Origin of the sequence: Polaribacter pacificus, assembly GCF_038024035.1 — a bacterium.
GTDB classification, from domain to species: Bacteria; Bacteroidota; Bacteroidia; order Flavobacteriales; family Flavobacteriaceae; genus Polaribacter; species Polaribacter pacificus.
The window spans coordinates 2,233,976-2,254,305 of record NZ_CP150664.1 but is presented as its reverse complement, the minus strand read 5'-3'; the positions used below and the strand labels follow the sequence as shown (position 1 = coordinate 2,254,305).

Here is a 20,330-nt window from a genome sequence, read left to right as displayed (position 1 = left end):
CTAATCCGAATAGTTTTCACAGCTAATTTGTACTTTTATGCTAGCTAATTTACACCCTTCAAGCAGCCCATATGTATTTAATTTTTGACACCGAAACAACTGGTTTACCCAAGAGCTGGAACGCCCCAATTACCGACACAAACAATTGGCCAAGGTGTGTACAAATTGCGTGGCAACTACACGATGCAAACGGGAATCTGCTAGAACACAGTGATTTTCTTATTAAGCCAGAAGGCTATAATATTCCTTATGATGCCGAAAGAATTCATGGAATTTCTACAGAATTAGCAGAAGAACAAGGGATCGCTTTAGAAAAAGCGCTTGAATTGTTTAACATCGCTTTAGAAAAAACAACTTTTGTGGTAGGGCAAAATGTTGGTTTTGACCTAAACATTATGGGCTGTGAATTTCATCGTTTGGGTGTGCAAAACAAGCTAAATGATCTTCCTTTATTAGACACCTGTACAGAAAAGACCGCTTTAATGTGTCAGATACCTGGAGGTCGTGGAGGAAAATTTAAACTCCCTACCCTAACAGAACTGCATCAGCATTTGTTTGGAGCCGCTTTTAATGAGGCGCATAACGCAACTGCAGATGTTGAAGCCACTACTCGTTGTTTTTTAGAGCTTATTCGTTTAAGAGAATTTACCAAAGAAGAGCTTGATGTTGATGAAAGTTATTTTAAAGAATTTTCTGAAGCCAATCCAAAACCCATTGAGTTAATTGGCCTAAAACACATCAACCTAAAAAAGGAAAGCACTAAAATAAAAAAGCGTCTTGACAAGTTAAAAGACACCAAAGAGACCATAACTACCAATGAGGGCATGGCTGCTCTTGCCAATGTACAGTTTGCGCATTTACACAATCACACTCAGTTCTCAGTCTTGCAATCTACCATACAGATTAACAATATTGTAAAGGCTGCTGCCAAAGACAAAATGTCTGCCATAGCCATGACTGATACCGGAAACATGATGGCTGCTTTTCATTTTGTGGCATCTGTTTTAAACCACAACAAAGCTGCCAAAGCCACCAATGCTGCTCTCGAAGAAAAAGGAGAAGCTCCAACAGAAACTGTTTTAAAACCCATCGTTGGTTGTGAGTTTAACGTGTGTTTAGACCATAAAGACAAATCAAATAAGGACAACGGATATCAAGTAGTTCTTTTGGCTAAAAACAAAAAAGGCTATCACAATTTGGCAAAAATGTCTTCTCTAGCTTTTGTTGATGGATTTTATTATGTGCCAAGAATTGATCGAGAGATTATAAAAAAATACAAAGGAGACATTATTGTTTTAACAGGAAATCTCTACGGAGAAGTGCCTAGTAAAATCTTAAATGTTGGTGAACAACAAGCAGAAGATGCCTTGTTGTGGTGGAAACAAGAGTTTGGCGATGACCTCTACATAGAGTTAATGCGTCATGGACAAGAAGATGAAAACATTGTTAATGAAACTCTCTTAAAGTTTGCAAAAACTCATAATGTAAAAGTTGTTGCCAGTAACAATACTTTTTACTTAGAAAAAGAGGATGCCAATGCCCATGATATTTTACTCTGTGTAAAGGACGGAGAAAAACAAGCCACTCCAAAAGGCAGAGGCCGTGGTTATCGATATGGCTTACCCAATAGCGAGTACTATTTTAAATCATCCGAAGAGATGAAAACGCTGTTTGCAGATTTACCAGATGCCATCTTAAACATAGAAGAAGTTGTTGATAAAATAGAAGTTTACACCCTAGCTAGAGATGTCTTATTGCCTGCATTTGATATTCCAACAGAATTTCAAGACCCAAAAGATCTTGAAGATCAAGGCAAACGAGGCGAAAATAATTTCTTGCGTCATCTAACCTATGAAGGCGCTAAAAAACGCTATGGAGAAATTACGGATGCCATTAGAGAGCGTCTAGATTTTGAGCTTGAAGTTATAGAAAAGACTGGATACCCTGGATACTTTCTAATTGTAGAAGATTTTATTCGGGAGGCCAGAAAAATGGATGTTTCTGTAGGCCCAGGACGTGGTTCTGCCGCAGGATCTGTGGTAGCTTACTGCTTATGGATCACCAATTTAGACCCAATTAAGTACGACCTCCTTTTTGAGCGTTTCTTAAATCCAGAACGTGTGTCCATGCCCGATATTGATATTGATTTTGATGATGAAGGTCGTGGGAGAGTCATGGATTATGTAATTGACAAATACGGATCCAATCAGGTAGCACAAATTATCACTTACGGAACCATGGCTGCTAAATCTTCTATTAGAGATACGGCTCGAGTACTTGATTTACCCTTGTTTGAAGCCGATAGAATTGCCAAATTGATTCCGGGAATGAAACTGAAAAAGTTATTTTCTTTGGATGAAAAAGGACTCCGATCCAATCTGCGTTCAGAAGAGTACGCTTTGGTAGCTGATCTGATTCAGCTTTCTGAAGGGAATGATTTAATTGCAGAGACCATTAACAAGGCTCGTGTTTTAGAAGGCTCAGTTAGAAATACAGGTATTCATGCCTGTGGGGTGATCATTACACCTTCAGACATTACAAACTATGTACCCGTTGCATTGGCAAAGGACTCAGACATGTATGTCACTCAGTTTGACAACTCTGTGGTAGAAAGTGCTGGACTACTAAAAATGGACTTCTTAGGTCTAAAAACCTTAACCCTAATTAAAGACACTGTAAAAATTGTAAAAGCCAGACATGATGTTTTGCTTGACCCTGAAAGCTTTCCGCTAGATGATGAAAAAACCTATGAGCTTTTTCAACGAGGAGAAACCATCGGGATTTTCCAGTATGAATCTCCTGGGATGCAAAAGCACATGCGCTCTTTAAAGCCTACTGTTTTTGCCGATCTTATTGCCATGAACGCCCTGTACAGACCAGGACCAATGGAATATATCCCGTCTTTTATTAACAGAAAGCACGGCATCGAAGAGATTGATTATGACCTGCCTGCCATGGAAGAGTATTTGGCAGAAACTTATGGGATTACCGTCTATCAAGAGCAGGTAATGCTTCTGTCTCAAAAATTGGCAAATTTTACAAAAGGTGAAGCCGACGTCTTGAGAAAGGCAATGGGAAAAAAGCAGGCTGACGTTTTGGCTAAAATGAAACCAAAATTTATTGAGCAAGCAAGCATTAACGGTCATGATGCTAAAAAATTAGAAAAAATTTGGAAAGACTGGGAGGCTTTTGCTAGTTATGCCTTTAACAAAAGTCACTCTACTTGTTATGCTTGGATTGCCTACCAAACGGCTTATCTAAAAGCACATTATCCGGCAGAGTATATGGCTTCTGTGCTGTCTAACAATATGAACGATATTAAACAGGTGTCGTTTTTTATGGAAGAAGCCAAACGCATGGGGCTTACCGTACTTGGTCCGGATGTAAATGAATCCTATTCTAAGTTTTCTGTAAACAAAGAAGGCGCTATTCGTTTTGGAATGGCAGCCATTAAAGGAGTTGGTAGTTCTGCGGTAAAAGCCATTATTGATGAGCGAAAAGAAAATGGCCCTTTCAGCTCTATTTTTGATGTGGCAAAAAGAGTAGATCTACGCGTTGCAAACAAGAAAGCTTTTGACGGTTTAATTTTAGCGGGTGGTTTTGATTCCTTTACAGAAACACACCGAGCTCAATATTATGAGATAGATGAAAAAGGCCTAACCTTTATAGAAAAAGCCCTGCGCTATGGTAACAAATACCAAGAAAGCCAGAATTCATCACAGGTATCCTTGTTTGGAGAAGCCTCAGATATTCAATTGCCAGAACCAGAAATTCCAGATTGTGAAACCTGGGGTACCATGGAGCTTCTCGGAAAAGAAAAAGAAGTGGTTGGTATTTATATTTCTGCCCACCCTTTAGATGATTTTAAGAATGAGCTGCGTTTTTGCAATGCCAACTTATCTTATTTTAAAGGAGATCTAAAAAAATACATCGGAATGAATCTGTCTTTTGCAGGAATCATTTCTGATGTGCAACATCGAGTTTCTAAAGTAGGAAAAGGTTGGGGACTTTTTACCGTAGAAGATTATAACGAGAGTTATGAGTTTAGAATTTTTGGTGAAGACTATTTAAAGTTTAGACACTTTTTGGTTCCAAATTCCTTTTTGTTTTTAAGAATCACCATTAACCAAGGGTGGACCAATAAAGAAACTGGTGTAGTGGGTGAACCTAGAATGCAATTTACAGACATAAAACTCCTGCATGACACTATGGACAATCTCTGTAAAAAAATTACCTTGCAACTCCCTTTACAACAAGTGAACCCAGAACAGATAAAAAAATTACAGCATTTGTTTGTGGGCAATAATGGCAAACAATCTGTGCATTTTACCATCTATGATAAAAAAGAGCAAATAGAGTTAAACTTACCGAGTAGAAACACCAAAATTAAAATAACCAATGAACTGTTAAGCTCTCTAGATAAAGAACAGGTAACTTATAAACTCAATTAAGCAAGGACTTAGTTGATGAGTATTTTTTTAACCATTTGCTTAGCGCCATTTTTAATGTGCAATAAGTACAAACCAGATGCTACCTGACCGTAATTGAGCTCTTCACGAAAGACAGAAGGCACTTGCTCAAAAACATCTTCTTTGATGAGTCTTCCTTGAACATCTACCAAGTTAATGATCACTTTGCTAGACACGGTCTCAAACTCCAATTTAAGCAATCCTTTTGTTGGGTTTGGGTACAAGGCAAAATCAATAAACTCTTCTTCATTTGCTGTTTTATCAATGCTAAAATTTGAAGCATTTACCGCATAAAATAAATTGTTTACCGCCTCTACTTTTATTCTAGCCAAACTGGTATTAACATTAGGCAATACAATTAATTGACTCCCATCATTAGGTGTATTGGTTAGTATGATGGTATCAAAAGTCTGACCACCATCGGTAGAGAGTAAAATATTAACCAAGCTACAATTTACAGGAGCTACATCAGAATTTGCCACATCCCAAACAACGGTCTGAGTAGAGTTCCCTTGCAAAGTAGCATTGCTATCGTGAGAAGTAACTACAAAGGGTCCTGAATTTCCATCCACCCCAACCTTAATATCATCATAGGCAGTGGCATTTACATTATCTCTAACAGTTAATCTAAAATTTAAATTTCTTGTTACAGATGGTAAGACTTCCCAAGTGCTAAAGGTTTTCCCTGTTAAAACGGTATCTAGTACAGGCATATATCTATTAGGATTACCAATCGGATTAACTGATCTAAACATTGGCCCCCCTGTACTGCTTGCATCAGGAGCCATCGGAAAACCTAAAGTATTATCAATCTGCTCCCAAGTATATGTAAGCTCATTATCTGCATCGGTATCAGAACCTGCTCCTTTAAGTACAAATGGGGTTAAGCTTGGAATGGTTACATTGGCACCTGCCTGTGCAGAAGGCGGCGTGTTTCCAGTTTCAGTAATCACAGCACAGCTCCCTTGCCCGCTTAAAAGATTCCACATTTCTTGAATACTTATAGCATGAAAATAAGCATCGCTACTGCTTTGTACATTTGGCTCACAGATCCCCGCATATCCCATAATTGTAGAAGCGCTTCCTGGTTCTACTGCGGTACCAGAATTTCTTTGACAGTCATTGTATTGGGTATGATTTGCCCCAAACTGATGACCTAACTCATGAGCCACAAAATCTATATCAAAAGTATCGTTGATCGGAGATCCTGAACCCGTAATTCCTTTTGCCTTAACTCCTGTTAAACAAAGCCCCATGGCTGCCAAACCTCCACCACCTGTGCTAAAAGTATGACCTACATCATAATTGGCATTACCAATAATATTGTCTATTTTGGCTTGAGACTCCTTAATTAATTCATCAGCATCACTATTGGAAAACCCATCCGATAGCGGGTCAAAAAAGATCAGATCTGCATTGTTTGCTACCAACTGCATGCGAACACCAAGATCTCTTTCAAAAATGGCATTTACTCTAGTCATTGAAGTGTTAATTGCAGAAAGTACTGCTGCTTTTTTTTGAGCCTCTGTAGCAGAGGCTGCAATATTTTGATTGGTTAAATGAAACTGAGAATACTCGGCAGTAGTAGCCACTGCCAGTCGATAAGTTCTTAGTTTACCATCGTGGTTTGCCGTCGTTTTACTTAACGCTGTACTCTTTTGTTGATAGGCGTTTATTTGATCTTCTACAAAACATTCAAAATCTTGATTTTTAGTTGAACTTTTTTGATAGCCAATTAAAATTTTATGGTCTTTAGTATAGGGATCTATAAAATAAACTGGGTAGTTTTTAGAGCTAATCATGGCATGAAAACCATCAGCTGCTTGACTAAATCGAATAGTTGCTGTTGGGTCATCTAATCCTACACCGCTATATGATTTTATTTGAGGATACTCTAGCGCCAAGGCATCTGAAAGTACAGCTGCCTCTTTAACAGTAAAACGCTGTATACCTAGCGGAGTCGGCAAATTGATAACTCTTTGGTTATTCTTTGCAAGTGTAACTAGCCCATTGTTTAGCAGACTAGTATTAACCGCATACAATTGATAGTTTTCTGGCGTATTAGATCTAGCACTTAATTCTTGCTCATTAGTTAATGGAACCTGAGGAATACTCTCAAAAAACTCTTGAGACACCACAGGACTGGCCGTTAATAAACAACCGAGTAAAAAATAGTGTAGTCTTTTTTTCATATGCTAGTGTACTAAATTACAAACCGAAGTATGTACTTACAAAGATAATTAATATTTATCTTTGCATACAACAATGATAAACAAAACTGTACACATACAAGATCTAGGAACCAAGGATTATCAAGAAACTTGGGATTATCAAACTGCTTTATTGCAAGAGATCGTCGATCTAAAAATTGCCAATAGAAAAGCGCAAATAGACCTACAAACACCCAATCATTTTTTGTTTGTAGAGCATCCTCATGTATATACTTTAGGTAAAAGTGGTGATCTTTCTAACCTGCTACTAAACGAAGCACAGTTAGCTGCAAAAGGCGCCAGTTTTTACAAGATTAACAGGGGTGGTGATATTACCTATCACGGTCCTGGACAGCTTGTGGGCTACCCTATTTTAGATTTAGAAAATTTCTTTACAGACATTCACAAATACCTGCGTCTGTTAGAAGATGTGATTATCAAGACACTTGCAGAATACGGCATAGAGAGTGAACGAAGCAAAGGCGAAACTGGAGTTTGGCTTGGTGTAGGTACACCTTTTGCGCGTAAAATTTGTGCCATGGGCATCAGAACCAGCCGTTGGGTAACCATGCATGGTTTTGCCTTAAACGTCAATGCAAATCTTGGTTATTTTGACAATATTATTCCCTGCGGAATTAAAGGAAAAGCCGTTACCTCTATGGAGGCAGAATTGGGCAAAAAAATTCCTTTAGAAGAAGTCAAAGAAAAAATACTAAAACATTTTAAGACTGCTTTTGAGGTAGAGCGTTTTGACTATTAATCAAGCTATACTGCTACTTTAAGATAGCAAACGAATCAAAAAATGTTTTTGCCTCTGCTGGTTTAAAATTTTCTGCTTTGGCAAAAACCATTAACTGATACAAGTACAGACCTTTAGAATACACCCTATACGCTGATAAAAGCCCATTCTCTTCCATCTTTAATGAGGCAGAAATGCCTTTTGCTCCACTCAAGGTCATATTCTTCTGACTTAACAAACTTGCTTTGGTGGCCTCAGCAAAGGTTTTTAAAGAGGTTTTTAGCAAAACATCAATATCATTTGCCTTGTTTTTTTGATGAGTACTAGAAACCACAAACATCATATCTTGATGCCTAAAGGCAACCCGATACACGGTGCTATTTTCATTTTCTTTAGTACTTTCTCTAATTTCTGATTGGTGGGCAATTGAAAATTTCCCTAATTCGGAAGTGAAGGTTTGCTTCGTATCTTGGGCGATACCTATTTGAAGACAGCAAAACCAAACGACACATCCTAAGATCGCTTTTTTCATCTTTACAAAGTTTAGTATGAGTAAATATACAAATTCTAATCAAAAAAAACTAAAGAAAAAATGGGCTCTTTGTGTGGCTATCCTTATTTTTCTTCGTTAAAATACACCTTGTAGTATTTCATTTTTTTATCTTCATCATAACCTCTCTCCAGGTACTCAGAAGCTGCATCAGGTGCATCAATATCTAGCTTAATCTCTATATGTGTGTCTAGCTTGATGCTGGTTTTAATCTTTTGTTTCTCTCGTTTTAAAACTACATCAGACACTTCAAAATTGTTGCGAATTAATACGTCGTTTAAACTTTCAAAATGTTTTTTATAATCGTCAAACATTTCTTTATGCTTTTCTTCTTCAAAGATTTCTTCTTTAAAATTAGCATAGTCTACGGACTCGTTTTCTTTAAAATAATCAACGGTATTTGCTAAAAACTGTCCTTGTTCTTGCTTGCCAAATTCTGGCTTGATAATCTCTTCTGAAAACTCTTTACACAGTTCTAAATAACTTTGTGTGTGCTGATTTCTATCATCGGCATAAGAAACAGATAAAAAGTTTTTAATCCAATATTGCGCATCGTAATTGTTGTTATCTATACTTAACACTACAGTTCCTTGCGTATCTGTTGTGTTTAAAATTAAACAACCCTTGTCTATTTTTTTAGTGCTGATTCCCTGCTGTACAGCTACATCAAAACTGCCTTCTTCTAAATAAGTCTGAAAAAAATCAATCTTGTTTTCTATCTTAAAAACTCCAATGGCTTCTGTTAGCACATCTTGATACTCAATGCCTTCTATAAAAGCCACTATGACATCACCTTTTTTAATTTGGGCAGAGTTGGACTGCTCAAACAAATGATTAACGATGTGTTTTGATTGCTCAATAAAAGTACTCTCATCTTTAAAAACAGTACTCGCATAGTTGTTCATCTCATTAAGTCTTACATCTGCATGATGACTAAAACGATAACTTTGAGTAAGGTTGGTAAATGGCTTTAAAAGAAACGGCAGCATTAATTGGTAGCTTTCTTCATCAAAACGCATAAGGTTTTCAGAAAAATTATTCTGACCACTGTTGTATTTGTTGGCTACTTTGTGTAAAATACACTTGGTAATTTCTGCTCGAGTTCTCTTAATCATGGGATGAGTATTTAGCTTGCTAAAATAGCTGAACTTTTTAAAAATAAAGATAAAAAAAGAAGATACTTCTAAGAAAAAACAAACGCGCTTTTACAAATCTAATTTTAGCTGTTCTGGAAGCAAACGAAAGCTTTTTCTATGATGTGGTGTGATGCCAAATTCTCGAATAGCCGCTCTGTGTTGTTTGGTAGGGTAGCCTTTATTTTTACTCCAATAATATGCTGGAAACTGAGCATGTAAGTCTTCCATATAGGCATCTCTATACGTTTTTGCCAAGACTGATGCTGCTGCAATGCTTAAAAATTTGGCATCGCCTTTTACGATGGTTTCATGCGGAACATCTTTATAGGGTTTAAACTTATTGCCATCTACAATAATAAACTCAGGCTGAGGTTTTAATTGCGCAATAGATCTTTGCATTCCAACAATAGATGCTTGCAAGACATTAATGGCGTCTACCTCTTCTGCCGAGACAAAACTAACCCCAAAACTAAGGGCAGCCTCCTCTATAATTGGTTTTAGGTGCATTCGTTGTTTTTCTGTAAGCTGCTTTGAATCGTTGAGTAAGGGATGCTCAAAATCTGCAGGTAAAATTACGGCCGCAGCAACCACTGGACCAGACAGACAACCTCTACCGGCTTCATCTGTGCCTGCTTCTAAAAGAACCCCGCTATAATTTGCTTGTAACATGACTACAAATTAACAGTTTTAGAAGAAACAATTCCTCTTTTTTTCCGTTTAAATATTTTACATTTGCCTAACAAACCTTGATTTATGAAGAAGTTTTTAATCGTTTTTACTTGCTTGTTTTTTTTGACAAACCTTTTGCAGAGTCAAATTAGAACCACACAAAGCAATAATAACGTGTTTTACAACATGGATCAAGACACCGTTACCCCTATAGAAATAACAGTTAGCCTTAGCGGAAAAACCAAGTATACAGATTACAAAATTATTTCTTTCAAAAAGGACACCACTTTAATAGATACCACCCTAACGATTGCCAAAGAATACAAGTTTAATTTTTTGCGTAAAGATTTGTTCGGACTCTTGTCATTTGCCAACCAAGGACAAACATTTAATCAGCTTACATATAATTTTAATCAACTGAGCTCTTCACCAGAAATGGGCATTACAGGTAAGCAATTTAACTACCTAAAAACAGAGGACATTAATTATTATGAGGTCCCGACGCCAAGTACAGAAATTTTGTACAGGACAGGAATGCAACAAGGTCAGGTTTTAGACGTGCTTTTTACCTTGAATTTTTCGAGACGCTTAAATGTAGGTATCGCTTATAAAGGATTGCGTTCTCTGGGAAATTATAGAAACTCATTGGCAAGTCAAGGAAATTTTAGAACCTTTTTTAGCTATCGCTCTAAAAACGACAGATATGCTCTAAGAGGACACATTGCCAAACAAGATTTATTAAATCAAGAAAATGGAGGTTTAACCACCTCAGCTATGAATGATTTTACCACAAACGACCCTAACTTTAAAGAGCGTGGTCGTCTGGATGTAAATTTAGAAAATACCGAGACTGTTTTTGACGGAAACAGACTCTACTTAGAGCACGATTTTAAATTGTTTGTGAGCAGAGATAGCAGTCAAACAAAAGACTTTAGCAATTTAAAGCTTGGGCATGCCTTTCGTCATGAAACCAAAAATTACGAGTTTATCCAACCGACTATAAACACTGATTTATTTGGCAGCACAAGCGCCTTAAGCAGCATTAATGATCAGGTAGAAAGTAAGCGTGTAGACAATAAACTCTATTTAGAATTCAACTCTAAATATATTTTAGGAACCTTTAGAGCCTTGGCCAATTTTAGCAATTACGCCTATGGATATGCAACTGATATCAATCCTACTGTTAGTCCTATTGCTAGCCCAAAATTACGCGGTAGCGCCCTAGGTTTTGGAACCAGTTGGCAGGCTTCTATAAAACAATTTCAGTTAAACGCAAGCCTAATAGTAACCCCAGGTTCTGATCTACTTTCTGGAAACCATTTTTATACAGAAGCGCTCTATACAAAAAGCAAGGAGTTGACGTTAAAAGCAAGCATACTGCTAAACTCAAAAGCTCCGAATTTTAACAGCATACTGTATCAGAGTTCTTATGATGATTATAACTGGGAGAACTCCAACTTTAAAAATGTCAATACTCGAAACTTACAGGTGGGTGTAACATCAAAATGGCTAGAAGTTTCTGCTGATTTTAATCATATAGAAAACTATACTTATTTTGATGAAAACTCAAAACCAGTGCAGGCTGCTGAGAATATTTCTTATATGAAAATAAAGGCCCAAAAGGAGTTTACTTTTGGAAAATTTGCCTTAGACAATACCTTACTGTATCAGAAAGTTGCTACCGGCTCTGATGTTTTTAGAGTTCCTGATTTTGTAAGCAGAAACACCTTTTACTATACAGATTACTGGTTTGAAGGCAAGCCGATGAAAGTACAAATAGGTGCTACTTTAAATTATTTTAGCAGTTATAAGGCCAATGCATTTAACCCCTTGTTAAATGAGTTTTATTTACAAAACAACACAGATATTGGCTACCCAACCATTGATGTGTTTTTTAATGCACAGGTAAGAAGAACTCGATTATTTTTAAAAATTGACAATGTTACCTCTAGCTTTTCTGATAGAAACTATATGTCTGCACCCAATTATCCATACAGAGATTTTGTAATCCGTTTTGGCTTGGTTTGGAACTGGTTTATTTAAGCCCTAATACATTTAATAATGATGAAACTACAACTTGCCAAAAACTGGAAACTATTTTTACTAGCCTCTTTAACCTTAGGACTGGCTCCTTTTAACCCTCCTCATATTGTAGGGAAAATTCAGTGGGTTCTTGGTGGAAATGCGTTTTCTGGAAGCGATGCAATGCAATTTCAAGATCTTTTTGACTTGCTGCTTCACGGACTCCCTTGGTTGTTGCTTATAGCTTCAATACTTGCCAATTTGCTACCAAATAAAACAAAATAATTAATGTAAAGGAAGTGACATTTTTGGCATGAATCGTCCAAAAATACTGCTGTTTTTTTGACCTACAGTCTGAAAACCCTGGCTACTATAAAAAGGTGCTGCATTAGGATCTGCATCTAGTGTCATCAACAAATTCTCTGGATTTTTTTTAGCAATTTCAATCGCGTGAACAAGTAGTTTTTTACCGATTCCCTTTCCTATAAAACTAGGCAAAACAAATAAGAATTCTAATTCAATTTTATTATCTAGAGGTTGGTTTAAAACATAAAAGCCAAGAATCTTTTGACCTTCTTTCCACACATAGACCTGCATCTCTTGAATCATTTCTGGACTCACTGTTAACTCATCAGTCCAAGACAAAATTTGCGCTTCAGAATAGCCCCAATACGCTTTAGAAATAAGCGCCACTTGAGTGATGCTTGTTGCATCAGAAGACAGAGCTTTTACAATCATTTACTTTTGTACCAATTGTTTTATTTTGATGTTGAATGCTGCAAAGATTAGCGTCATAATCGGACTTAACCAGTTAAAGATTGCAAAGAAAAAGTAATCTGCAACACTTACTCCTAAAACACCAGATTGGTAAGCACCACAGGTATTCCAAGGGATTAAAACCGAAGTTACTGTACCAGAATCTTCTAAGGTTCTACTTAAATTTTCTGGAGCTAAACCTTTGTCTTCGTATGCTTTTTTAAACATTTTACCTGGTACTACAATAGCTAAATATTGATCTGAAGCAGTAATGTTTAAAGCCAAACAACTTGCAACTGTACTAGCAAACAAACCAAATACAGAAGTTGCTAAACTCAACAGTGCTTTACTTATTCTTGCTAAGGCTCCTATAGCATCCATCACTCCTCCAAAAACCATGGCACAAATGATCAACCAAATAGTCCCGAGCATTCCACTCATTCCTTTTGCAGTAAACAAATCATTTAGCTCTACACTGGTAGTCTCTACAGATGAGCTTACCGTCATTGCATTCATAATTCCTTTGTAGGCAGAATTAAAAGTCAATGAGTCTGCTCCTGCTACTTTAGCAACAATGTCTGGCTGTGCTATAATTGCTGTAACACCTCCAAGTAGAGTACCAACTAGCAAAGCTACCAATGGCTCTGTTTTTCTCACAATCATAAAGATGACAAAGGCTGGCACTAAAAACAACCAAGGCGAAATATTAAAAGCACTATCAATGGCAGTTAATTGATCTGAAATATTTGGAACTCCTGTGGTATCAATTGACAAGCCAATAATTATAAAAACAATAAGGGTAACAATAATGGTAGGCACCGTGGTAAGAGTCATATATTTAATATGGTCAAAAAGATCTCCTCCTGCCATGGCCGGCGCTAAATTGGTGGTATCAGAAAGCGGTGACATTTTATCTCCAAAATAAGCTCCAGATAGCACAGCACCTGCAGTCATTCCTGCAGAAATCCCTAAGGTATTCCCGATTCCAACCAAGGCGATACCAACGGTTGCTGAGGTGGTCCAAGAACTCCCTGTAGCAATAGAAATAATGGCACAAATAATTACAGAAGCGGCTAAAAATATGGTCGGATTTAAAATTTGTAAACCGTAGTAAATCATCGATGGGATGATTCCACTTATCAACCAAGTTCCTGCTAGTGAACCAACCATTAAAAGTATGAGTATGGCACCTGTTGTAGACTTGACATTCTCTGCAACCTCTTCTATCATTTGCTTGTAAGAAACTTTATTTCTAAAACCTACTATAGCAGCTACAGCAGCACCTAGCAACAAAATAAATTGATTACTCCCACTTAAAGCATCATCACCATAGGCGTAAAAAACATTGTAGAACAACATGGTTATCAAGGCAAAAACAGGGATCAAAGCCTCCCAGATATTTAGTTCTTTATTCTCTATAATTGGGTCGTTTTTTGGCTCGGTAGGTTTGATGTTCTGACTTTCCATGTAGTAGTTAAATTTTGTTCCGTAATGTTACGATTTTAAGACCTGTTATGCAAATCAAATTCTTTCTTACATTTGCCGCATGGATTCATTAACTCAAATCGTTTTAGGGGCCGCATGCGGTGAATTGATTTTAGGAAAAAAAATAGGAAATAAAGCCCTTTTATTTGGAGCAATTGGTGGAACCATCCCCGATTTGGACGTGCTTTTGGGTGCTCTCTTTTATTCAAACTCTATAGATCAATTGGCTTTTCACAGAGGGATTATGCACTCTTTGGTATTTGCCATCATCGCCGCAATGGTCTTGGGATTTGTCGTTTTTGAAGCCTACAATACAAAGAAACGAAAACACAGCACTACCTTAAAAGATTGGATGCTGCTGTTTTTATTTTCGATTGGCACACATCCTATTTTAGATAGTTTTACACCCTACGGAACTCAATTGTTTGCACCATTTTCTGATGTGCGAATCGCCTTTAATAACATTTCTGTAATTGATCCTTTTTATACACTGCCTTTTTTAATCTGCATGATAGTAGTGCTCTTTTTAAAAAGAAACAATCCAATGCGATTAACATGGGCAAAGGCCGGAATTTACATCAGTTCTGTGTACATGGTCTGTACGCTATTCGCCAAAATATACATCGATAGCGTTTTTAAAAACTCCTATAAAAAAGCAGGTATTGAAACTCTTAGGTTTAGAACCCAACCCACGGCTTTAAACGCTATTTTATGGTATGGGATTGCAGAAACAAAAGAGGATTATGTACTCAGTTATTATTCATTATTTGACTCGAGCTCTACAGCAAATAAAATGATTCATGTTTCAAAAAACCACGAGTTACTATACATGAATGCTCCTGATCTAAAAAAAATGGCTTGGTTTAGCGACGCTTTTTTTATGTTAGAACCTATCAAAAACTCTAACCATATAAAATACAATGATTTGCGCTACGTGCTGCCTACAGAAAAGGACTCCATAAACGCAATGATGACTTTTACAATCAAAAAAAAGGGGGATCGTTTTGAAACGACACCCCCTGAATATGATAATTTAGAAAACTTTAGCGTGCTCTTAAACAGATTGTTTACACGCTTAAAAGGAATCTAAAAAAGATCTATAAGACACCTACTTCTTTCATACAGGCTTTCATCATCGCATAAGTTCTTTCTATATCGTTATCCAATCCAATTGAAAAACGAATTAGTCCATCGGTTAAGCCCATTTCTTTTTGTTCTTCTAAAGGAATCTCAGAAGATGTAGATGTTCCTGGCGCTGAGAATAAGGTCTTGTAAAAACCTAAACTTACGGCCAAATATCCCAAGTTTTTATCTTGCATTAACTCCATCAAAGCATTTGCTTTGTCTAAAGAACCTGCATCTATAGTTAGCATTCCTCCGTAACCATACTCCTCATTCATCATAGATTTAAACACCTCATGAGAAGGATGTGATTCCAGACCAGGATATACCGTTTTTAAACCATCTGCCTCAAACTTCTCTGCTAAAAACTGTGCATTCTTGCTGTGTTGTTTCATACGAATGTGCAGGGTTCTCATGTTTTTTAAGATCGATGAAGATCGAAGACTATCCATCGAAGCCCCTAATAACATACTTGCTCCGTCTATAACACTCTTTAATGAGTTTACAAATTCTTGTGTTCCACAAACAACACCTCCCATAGTATCAGAAGACCCGTTGATGAATTTTGTTAAACTGTGCACAACAACATCTGCCCCTAATTGAGCTGGTGAAATTGAAAGTGGAGAAAAAGTATTATCAACCACTAAAGTTAAGTTGTGCTTTTTTGCCAAGCTTGCCAATACTTTGATGTCTGCTACTTCTAAAAGTGGATTACTGACAGTCTCACAATACAACATTTTTGTGTTTGGCGTTATTGCCGCTTCTACAACATCTAATTTTGTAATGTCTACAAAAGAGGTTTGGATACCCATTCTAGGTGTAAAATTCTTTAAGAAAGCATAAGTACCTCCATAAATAGTTCTACTAGAAACAATATGATCTCCACTTCCACATACCTGAAGAATTGTAGGGGTTATTGCTCCCATACCAGAACCCGCAACATTTGCAGTTTCTGTACCTTCCATCGCTGCTAAAGCTTCTCCTAAATAAAGGTTACTTGGCGATGAGTGACGTGAATACAAATAACAACCATCTGTATTCCCCTCAAAGGTATCAAACATGGTTTTAGCCGATAAAAAAGTATAGGTTGATGAATCTGAAATTGATGGATTTACACCTCCGAACTCTCCGAAGTACTGCAAATCTTGAATATTGTCTGCTGGCTTAAATTTCATAGATATAAAGTTTAGTAAACAAATAAACAATTATTATGATTAATAATCAATACATTACCAGATATACAGATTATTTACCTATTTTTATATTTAAATTTAGTTTTAAAATCTAAATATACCAAAAACACAACAATTTCTTAGAAATATTTTCAGCATGAACTTAGACCTAATCGATAAAAAACTAATCAACCTGTTGCAAAAAGATTGTAAACAGACCACAAAAAAGCTAGCCCTTCAACTAAACCTATCAGTAACAGCTATTTATGAGCGAATTAAAAAACTCGAAAAGGAAAAAATCATTAAGCAGTATGTAGCGCTGATTCAAAAAAACAAAATTGATCGTTCTTTTTTGGTTTTTTGTCACCTTAAACTCATTCAGCATTCAAAAGAATACCTAACAACTTTTGAAAGTGAGGTGATTAAGCTTGATGAAGTTTCTGAATGCTTTCATGTAAGTGGTGATTATGACTATATCTTAAAAATCTACGTAAAAGACATGCAAGCCTACCGAGAGTTTATGGTTAACAAGCTCACGGCACTTAAACATATTGGAAGTACGCATAGTATCTTTACCATTGGGGAAGTTAAAAATACTACCGCAATAACCTTATAAAATATAGCGCATAAAAAAACTCCAAAACAAAAAATGCTTTAGAGTTTTAAATTAGGTATTAGACCTTATTTATCTTACTGCTGCTTTTACTGTGAAAGACAATTCCATATCGTCATTGATAAATTTATCTTTTAAATTATCAAAGAATGATTTAGATCCGTATTTTACATTAAAGTCTGCTCTGTTAACAACAAAAGTTTCACTTTTAAAAGTTACCATATTCCCTTCTTTAGAAATAGTTGCAGGGATTGTAATGCTTTTGGTTACATCCTTGATCGTTAAGTTTCCAGTAACAGCTAATTTTCCTTCTTTATTTTCTACAGAAGTAATTACAAACTTAGAAGTTGGGTATTTTTCTACGTCAAAAAAGTCTGCCGATTTTAAATGCCCTTCTAATCTTCCTGATCCATCTGCATCAACTATGGTAGACATGTTTATTACAAACTCCCCTGCTGTTAAAGCTCCATCTTCTAGCGCAAGAGCTCCTTCTTTTAATTTAACAGTCCCGTTGTGAGTCCCGGTTGGCTTTTCACCTTTCCATAATAACACAGAATTTTCAGTATCAACATTGTTTGTCAATACAACTGCTTCCTTCTTTACCTCTTTATTAGTTGTAACTGTTTTTGACTTGTCTTCTTTACAAGACGTCAATGTGGCTGCAACAACTAACATAACTCCTACTAGTTTTTTCATCTTTATTTCGTTTTAAATATTAAATTCTTATTGTTTTTAACTCCGCAAAGATAGCAAAAATAAAATTTAATTTCCTAGGGAATTAAATTTTATTTTCCGTGTCAAAAAGCAAGGTTACTGGGCCATCATTTAGCAAGGATACTTTCATGTCTGCACCAAATTCTCCTGCCTGAACTTTCTTAGACAAATCAGTTTCTAATTGCTTTATAAAATCTATGTACAGTGGTTTTGCAACTGCTGGTTTGGCTGCTTTTAGATAACTAGGTCTGTTTCCTTTTTTTACACTTGCCTGCAAGGTAAACTGGCTAACAACTATGGCATCACCATCCATATCTAGTAAGGACTTGTTCATCTGCCCATTGGCATCGTTAAAAATTCGGGTATTGGCTATTTTTTTACTCAGCCAGAGGATATCATCTTGAGTATCATTTTCTGAAACTCCTAGCAGGATTAGCAATCCTTGACCAATCTCTGCAATTTTCTTACCGGCCACACTTACACTTGCGTTGCCAACTCTTTGAATAACTGCTTTCATTTACAAATCGTCATTTTCCCAACTTTCTGTTCGGTAATGCTCATCTTCTCCTGCGATGATTTGCAGATAACTTCGATAACGTGAATACGAAATTTCTTCATTTTCAACAGCCTCTTTTACAGCACATTTAGGTTCTTCTACATGCAAACAATTATTAAACTTACAGTTGTTTTTAACTGCTAAAAATTCTGGGAAATAATCATCTACCTCTTCTTTTTCCATATCGACAACCCCAAATCCTTTGATTCCGGGTGTATCAATTATAGAAGCATCAAAACTTAGATCAAACATCTCGGCAAAAGTTGTGGTATGCTGTCCTTGTTTGTGCTGGTTAGAAATCTCTTTGGTCTTTAAGTCTAAATTAGGTTCTATAGCATTGACCAAGGTAGACTTCCCTACACCAGAATGCCCTATAAACATACTTGTTTTCCCTAACATCAACTCTTTAATAACAGATACATTTTTACCTTCTGTTGCAGAAACCTCAACACATTGATATCCAATTTTTTCATAGATATCTTTTAAGTACATAACTTCTGCTCTTTGCTCTAAGGCATAAGAATCAATCTTGTTAAAAACCAAAACCACCGAGACAGAATAGGCTTCTGCGGTGACCAAAAATCGATCTATAAAACTGGTAAATGTGGGTGGGTTATCAATGGTAATTAGCAGAAAAACCAAATCTACATTGGCAGCAATAATATGGGTTTGCTTAGAAAGATTCACTGATTTTCTAATGATGTAGTTTTTACGCTCATGGATTCCATGAATCACACCTGTTTCTGTGTCATTCTTAGTTTCCATCTCAAAATCAACCACATCTCCTACCGCAATTGGATTGGTACTTTTAATTCCTTCTATCCGAAATTTTCCTTTGATTCTACACTCAACAAAAGTGCCGTCATTAGACTTTACCAAATACCAACTTCCCGTAGATTTATAAACGATTCCTGTCATTATTACAAATATGAGAATAATTTAATAGTTATCACAAAAAAGATTCCCGCTTCTGCCTGTCGGCAGACAAGTTTGCGGGAATCACATTTAAACTTATGATTTTTTGATGATTTTTTCTTGATGATTGATACTCTCTTGGTGAATTGCTTTAAACATTTTTAATACAAACTCTTCACTTAAACCTCTTTCTTCTCCTTCTAAAATCATGTTCCCTAGAATTTCATTCCATCGTTTGGATTGTAAAACCGCTACGTTTTTCTCCTTTTTTAAGGCACCAATCTCATCAGCGATTTTCATTCTTCTTCCAAGGGTCTCTATCAATTGACTATCAACAATATTAATCTGCGCACGTAAATTACCGATAGTGACTCTAAAATCAGTCTCTGTATCAGTTACTTTTCTGATTCGCAAATCTTCCATGATTTGTTTTAATTTATCAGGAGTTACCTGTTGTGCCGCATCACTCCAAGCCTCATCTGGTGTGGTATGTGTTTCTACCATCAATCCGTTGAAGTTTAAATCTAGGGCTGTTTGAGACACATCAAAAATTAAATCTCTATTTCCGGTAATATGTGATGGATCACAAATTAGAGGAAGATCTGGAAATTTATTTTGCAATTCGATGGCTATTTGCCATTCAGGTATGTTTCTGTATTTGGTTTTTTCATAGGTAGAAAAACCACGGTGGATAACCCCTAAATTTTTAATGTTTGCTGCATACAATCGCTCTACACCACCCAACCATAAAGCCAAATCTGGATTGACTGGGTTTTTAACCAACACTATCTTATCAGTTCCTTCTAAGGCATCGGCAATTTCTTGAACAATAAAAGGGCTTACTGTTGATCGAGCTCCGATCCAAAGCAAGTCAATATCGTGCTCTAAAGCCAACTTTACATGGGCTGCATTGGCCACTTCAGTAGCCGTTTTCATCCCAGTTTCTTCCTTTACCTTTTGCAACCACTTTAAACCCAAAGCACCAACTCCTTCAAAATTACCAGGACGCGTTCTAGGTTTCCAAATTCCCGCTCTAAAATAACTGACATCAGAATCTTTAAGTTCATGAGCAATTGCCAACACTTGCGCTTCTGTTTCTGCACTACAAGGCCCTGCTATAACCAGCGGATGATCTAATCCTAAATCATCTAACCAGGTTTTAAGTTGTTTTGTATTTTCCATTGTTAAAATTTGTTCTTCAA

At 36.5% G+C, this 20,330-nt stretch carries 17 protein-coding genes; 6 read left to right on the top strand and 11 right to left on the bottom strand.

Annotation, left to right across the window (positions count from 1 at the left end; all coding sequences use genetic code 11):
* The first annotated feature begins 71 nt into the window (after nucleotides 1-71).
* Nucleotides 72-4,451, top strand: a complete 4,380-nt coding sequence (gene dnaE, locus WHC90_RS10230) for a DNA polymerase III subunit alpha (protein ID WP_188598372.1) — start codon at nucleotides 72-74, stop codon at nucleotides 4,449-4,451.
* Nucleotides 4,452-4,459: 8 nt separating this feature from the next.
* On the opposite strand, the gene WHC90_RS10225 is transcribed toward dnaE, so the two are convergent.
* On the bottom strand, nucleotides 4,460-6,661 hold the full coding sequence (locus WHC90_RS10225; RefSeq protein ID WP_188598371.1) for a zinc-dependent metalloprotease: 2,202 nt from the start codon (nucleotides 6,659-6,661) through the stop codon (nucleotides 4,460-4,462).
* Between the two features lie 73 nt (nucleotides 6,662-6,734).
* Between WHC90_RS10225 and lipB the strand changes: the two genes are divergently transcribed.
* Entirely contained in the window at nucleotides 6,735-7,439 is a 705-nt protein-coding gene (gene lipB, locus WHC90_RS10220) for a lipoyl(octanoyl) transferase LipB (protein WP_373284664.1), read from the top strand.
* 13 nt (nucleotides 7,440-7,452) lie between these two features.
* On the opposite strand, the gene WHC90_RS10215 is transcribed toward lipB, so the two are convergent.
* From WHC90_RS10215 to WHC90_RS10205, 3 genes are all read right to left on the bottom strand, one after another.
* Nucleotides 7,453-7,950 (bottom strand): hypothetical protein, encoded by a 498-nt coding sequence (locus WHC90_RS10215; RefSeq protein WP_188598370.1) that lies wholly within the window; start codon nucleotides 7,948-7,950, stop codon nucleotides 7,453-7,455.
* Between the two features lie 83 nt (nucleotides 7,951-8,033).
* Nucleotides 8,034-9,083: a nucleoid-associated protein gene (locus WHC90_RS10210; RefSeq protein WP_188598369.1), complete on the bottom strand. Its 1,050-nt coding sequence runs from the start codon at nucleotides 9,081-9,083 to the stop codon at nucleotides 8,034-8,036.
* Between the two features lie 90 nt (nucleotides 9,084-9,173).
* Nucleotides 9,174-9,773: a ribonuclease HII gene (locus WHC90_RS10205; RefSeq protein ID WP_188598368.1), complete on the bottom strand. Its 600-nt coding sequence runs from the start codon at nucleotides 9,771-9,773 to the stop codon at nucleotides 9,174-9,176.
* Nucleotides 9,774-9,857: 84 nt separating this feature from the next.
* Here WHC90_RS10205 and WHC90_RS10200 point away from each other — a divergent pair, with 84 nt between their 5' ends.
* Both WHC90_RS10200 and WHC90_RS10195 read left to right on the top strand, forming a co-directional pair.
* Nucleotides 9,858-11,816 (top strand): putative porin, encoded by a 1,959-nt coding sequence (locus WHC90_RS10200; RefSeq protein ID WP_188598367.1) that lies wholly within the window; start codon nucleotides 9,858-9,860, stop codon nucleotides 11,814-11,816.
* 18 nt (nucleotides 11,817-11,834) lie between these two features.
* The gene (locus tag WHC90_RS10195; RefSeq protein WP_308421292.1) at nucleotides 11,835-12,080 is read left to right on the top strand and encodes a hypothetical protein; all 246 of its coding nucleotides are present in this window, start codon (nucleotides 11,835-11,837) and stop codon (nucleotides 12,078-12,080) included.
* On the opposite strand, the gene WHC90_RS10190 is transcribed toward WHC90_RS10195, so the two are convergent.
* Nucleotides 12,081-12,533 carry a GNAT family N-acetyltransferase gene (locus tag WHC90_RS10190; protein WP_188598366.1) on the bottom strand — a complete coding sequence of 151 codons (453 nt, stop codon included), beginning with the start codon at nucleotides 12,531-12,533 and terminating at the stop codon, nucleotides 12,081-12,083. It lies immediately after the preceding gene.
* Nucleotides 12,534-14,018 carry a Na+/H+ antiporter NhaC gene (nhaC, locus tag WHC90_RS10185; protein ID WP_188598365.1) on the bottom strand — a complete coding sequence of 495 codons (1,485 nt, stop codon included), beginning with the start codon at nucleotides 14,016-14,018 and terminating at the stop codon, nucleotides 12,534-12,536.
* Between the two features lie 79 nt (nucleotides 14,019-14,097).
* On the opposite strand from nhaC, the gene WHC90_RS10180 reads away from it, so the two are divergent.
* A complete protein-coding gene (locus WHC90_RS10180; RefSeq protein WP_188598364.1) occupies nucleotides 14,098-15,126 on the top strand; it encodes a metal-dependent hydrolase in 1,029 nt (342 codons plus the stop codon).
* A 7-nt stretch (nucleotides 15,127-15,133) separates the two neighbouring features.
* On the opposite strand, the gene WHC90_RS10175 is transcribed toward WHC90_RS10180, so the two are convergent.
* Nucleotides 15,134-16,333, bottom strand: coding sequence for an aminotransferase class I/II-fold pyridoxal phosphate-dependent enzyme (locus WHC90_RS10175; protein WP_188598363.1), 1,200 nt, complete (start codon nucleotides 16,331-16,333; stop codon nucleotides 15,134-15,136).
* A 154-nt stretch (nucleotides 16,334-16,487) separates the two neighbouring features.
* Here WHC90_RS10175 and WHC90_RS10170 point away from each other — a divergent pair, with 154 nt between their 5' ends.
* Complete coding sequence (locus WHC90_RS10170; protein WP_188598362.1) at nucleotides 16,488-16,946, top strand: Lrp/AsnC family transcriptional regulator; 459 nt, start codon at nucleotides 16,488-16,490, stop codon at nucleotides 16,944-16,946.
* 69 nt (nucleotides 16,947-17,015) lie between these two features.
* Here the strand turns inward: WHC90_RS10170 and WHC90_RS10165 are convergent, their stop codons facing one another.
* The 4 genes from WHC90_RS10165 to WHC90_RS10150 all read right to left on the bottom strand — a co-directional run bounded on the left by WHC90_RS10165 (nucleotide 17,016) and on the right by WHC90_RS10150 (nucleotide 20,310).
* Nucleotides 17,016-17,639: a YceI family protein gene (locus WHC90_RS10165; protein ID WP_188598361.1), complete on the bottom strand. Its 624-nt coding sequence runs from the start codon at nucleotides 17,637-17,639 to the stop codon at nucleotides 17,016-17,018.
* 82 nt (nucleotides 17,640-17,721) lie between these two features.
* Entirely contained in the window at nucleotides 17,722-18,174 is a 453-nt protein-coding gene (gene dtd / locus WHC90_RS10160; protein WP_188598360.1) for a D-aminoacyl-tRNA deacylase, read from the bottom strand.
* Nucleotides 18,175-19,131: a ribosome small subunit-dependent GTPase A gene (rsgA, locus tag WHC90_RS10155; RefSeq protein ID WP_188598359.1), complete on the bottom strand. Its 957-nt coding sequence runs from the start codon at nucleotides 19,129-19,131 to the stop codon at nucleotides 18,175-18,177. It abuts the gene before it with no gap.
* Nucleotides 19,132-19,224: 93 nt separating this feature from the next.
* Nucleotides 19,225-20,310, bottom strand: a complete 1,086-nt coding sequence (locus WHC90_RS10150; protein ID WP_188598358.1) for a bifunctional 3-deoxy-7-phosphoheptulonate synthase/chorismate mutase type II — start codon at nucleotides 20,308-20,310, stop codon at nucleotides 19,225-19,227.
* Between the last annotated feature and the right edge of the window lie 20 nt (nucleotides 20,311-20,330).

Bases quoted from the DNA above. Each gene is read 5' to 3' on its own strand.
- WHC90_RS10215 (WP_188598370.1), bottom strand. From the start codon at position 7,950: ATGAAAAAAGCGATCTTAGGATGTGTCGTTTGGTTTTGCTGTCTTCAA.
- WHC90_RS10200 (WP_188598367.1), top strand. From the start codon at position 9,858: ATGAAGAAGTTTTTAATCGTTTTTACTTGCTTGTTTTTTTTGACAAAC.
- WHC90_RS10225 (WP_188598371.1), bottom strand. From the start codon at position 6,661: ATGAAAAAAAGACTACACTATTTTTTACTCGGTTGTTTATTAACGGCC.
- WHC90_RS10150 (WP_188598358.1), bottom strand. From the start codon at position 20,310: ATGGAAAATACAAAACAACTTAAAACCTGGTTAGATGATTTAGGATTA.
- WHC90_RS10180 (WP_188598364.1), top strand. From the start codon at position 14,098: ATGGATTCATTAACTCAAATCGTTTTAGGGGCCGCATGCGGTGAATTG.
- WHC90_RS10165 (WP_188598361.1), bottom strand. From the start codon at position 17,639: ATGAAAAAACTAGTAGGAGTTATGTTAGTTGTTGCAGCCACATTGACG.
- WHC90_RS10205 (WP_188598368.1), bottom strand. From the start codon at position 9,773: ATGTTACAAGCAAATTATAGCGGGGTTCTTTTAGAAGCAGGCACAGAT.
- nhaC (WP_188598365.1), bottom strand. From the start codon at position 14,018: ATGGAAAGTCAGAACATCAAACCTACCGAGCCAAAAAACGACCCAATT.
- dnaE (WP_188598372.1), top strand. From the start codon at position 72: ATGTATTTAATTTTTGACACCGAAACAACTGGTTTACCCAAGAGCTGG.
- dtd (WP_188598360.1), bottom strand. From the start codon at position 18,174: ATGAAAGCAGTTATTCAAAGAGTTGGCAACGCAAGTGTAAGTGTGGCC.
- WHC90_RS10175 (WP_188598363.1), bottom strand. From the start codon at position 16,333: ATGAAATTTAAGCCAGCAGACAATATTCAAGATTTGCAGTACTTCGGA.
- WHC90_RS10210 (WP_188598369.1), bottom strand. From the start codon at position 9,083: ATGATTAAGAGAACTCGAGCAGAAATTACCAAGTGTATTTTACACAAA.
- WHC90_RS10170 (WP_188598362.1), top strand. From the start codon at position 16,488: ATGAACTTAGACCTAATCGATAAAAAACTAATCAACCTGTTGCAAAAA.
- rsgA (WP_188598359.1), bottom strand. From the start codon at position 19,131: ATGACAGGAATCGTTTATAAATCTACGGGAAGTTGGTATTTGGTAAAG.
- WHC90_RS10190 (WP_188598366.1), bottom strand. From the start codon at position 12,533: ATGATTGTAAAAGCTCTGTCTTCTGATGCAACAAGCATCACTCAAGTG.
- WHC90_RS10195 (WP_308421292.1), top strand. From the start codon at position 11,835: ATGATGAAACTACAACTTGCCAAAAACTGGAAACTATTTTTACTAGCC.
- lipB (WP_373284664.1), top strand. From the start codon at position 6,735: ATGATAAACAAAACTGTACACATACAAGATCTAGGAACCAAGGATTAT.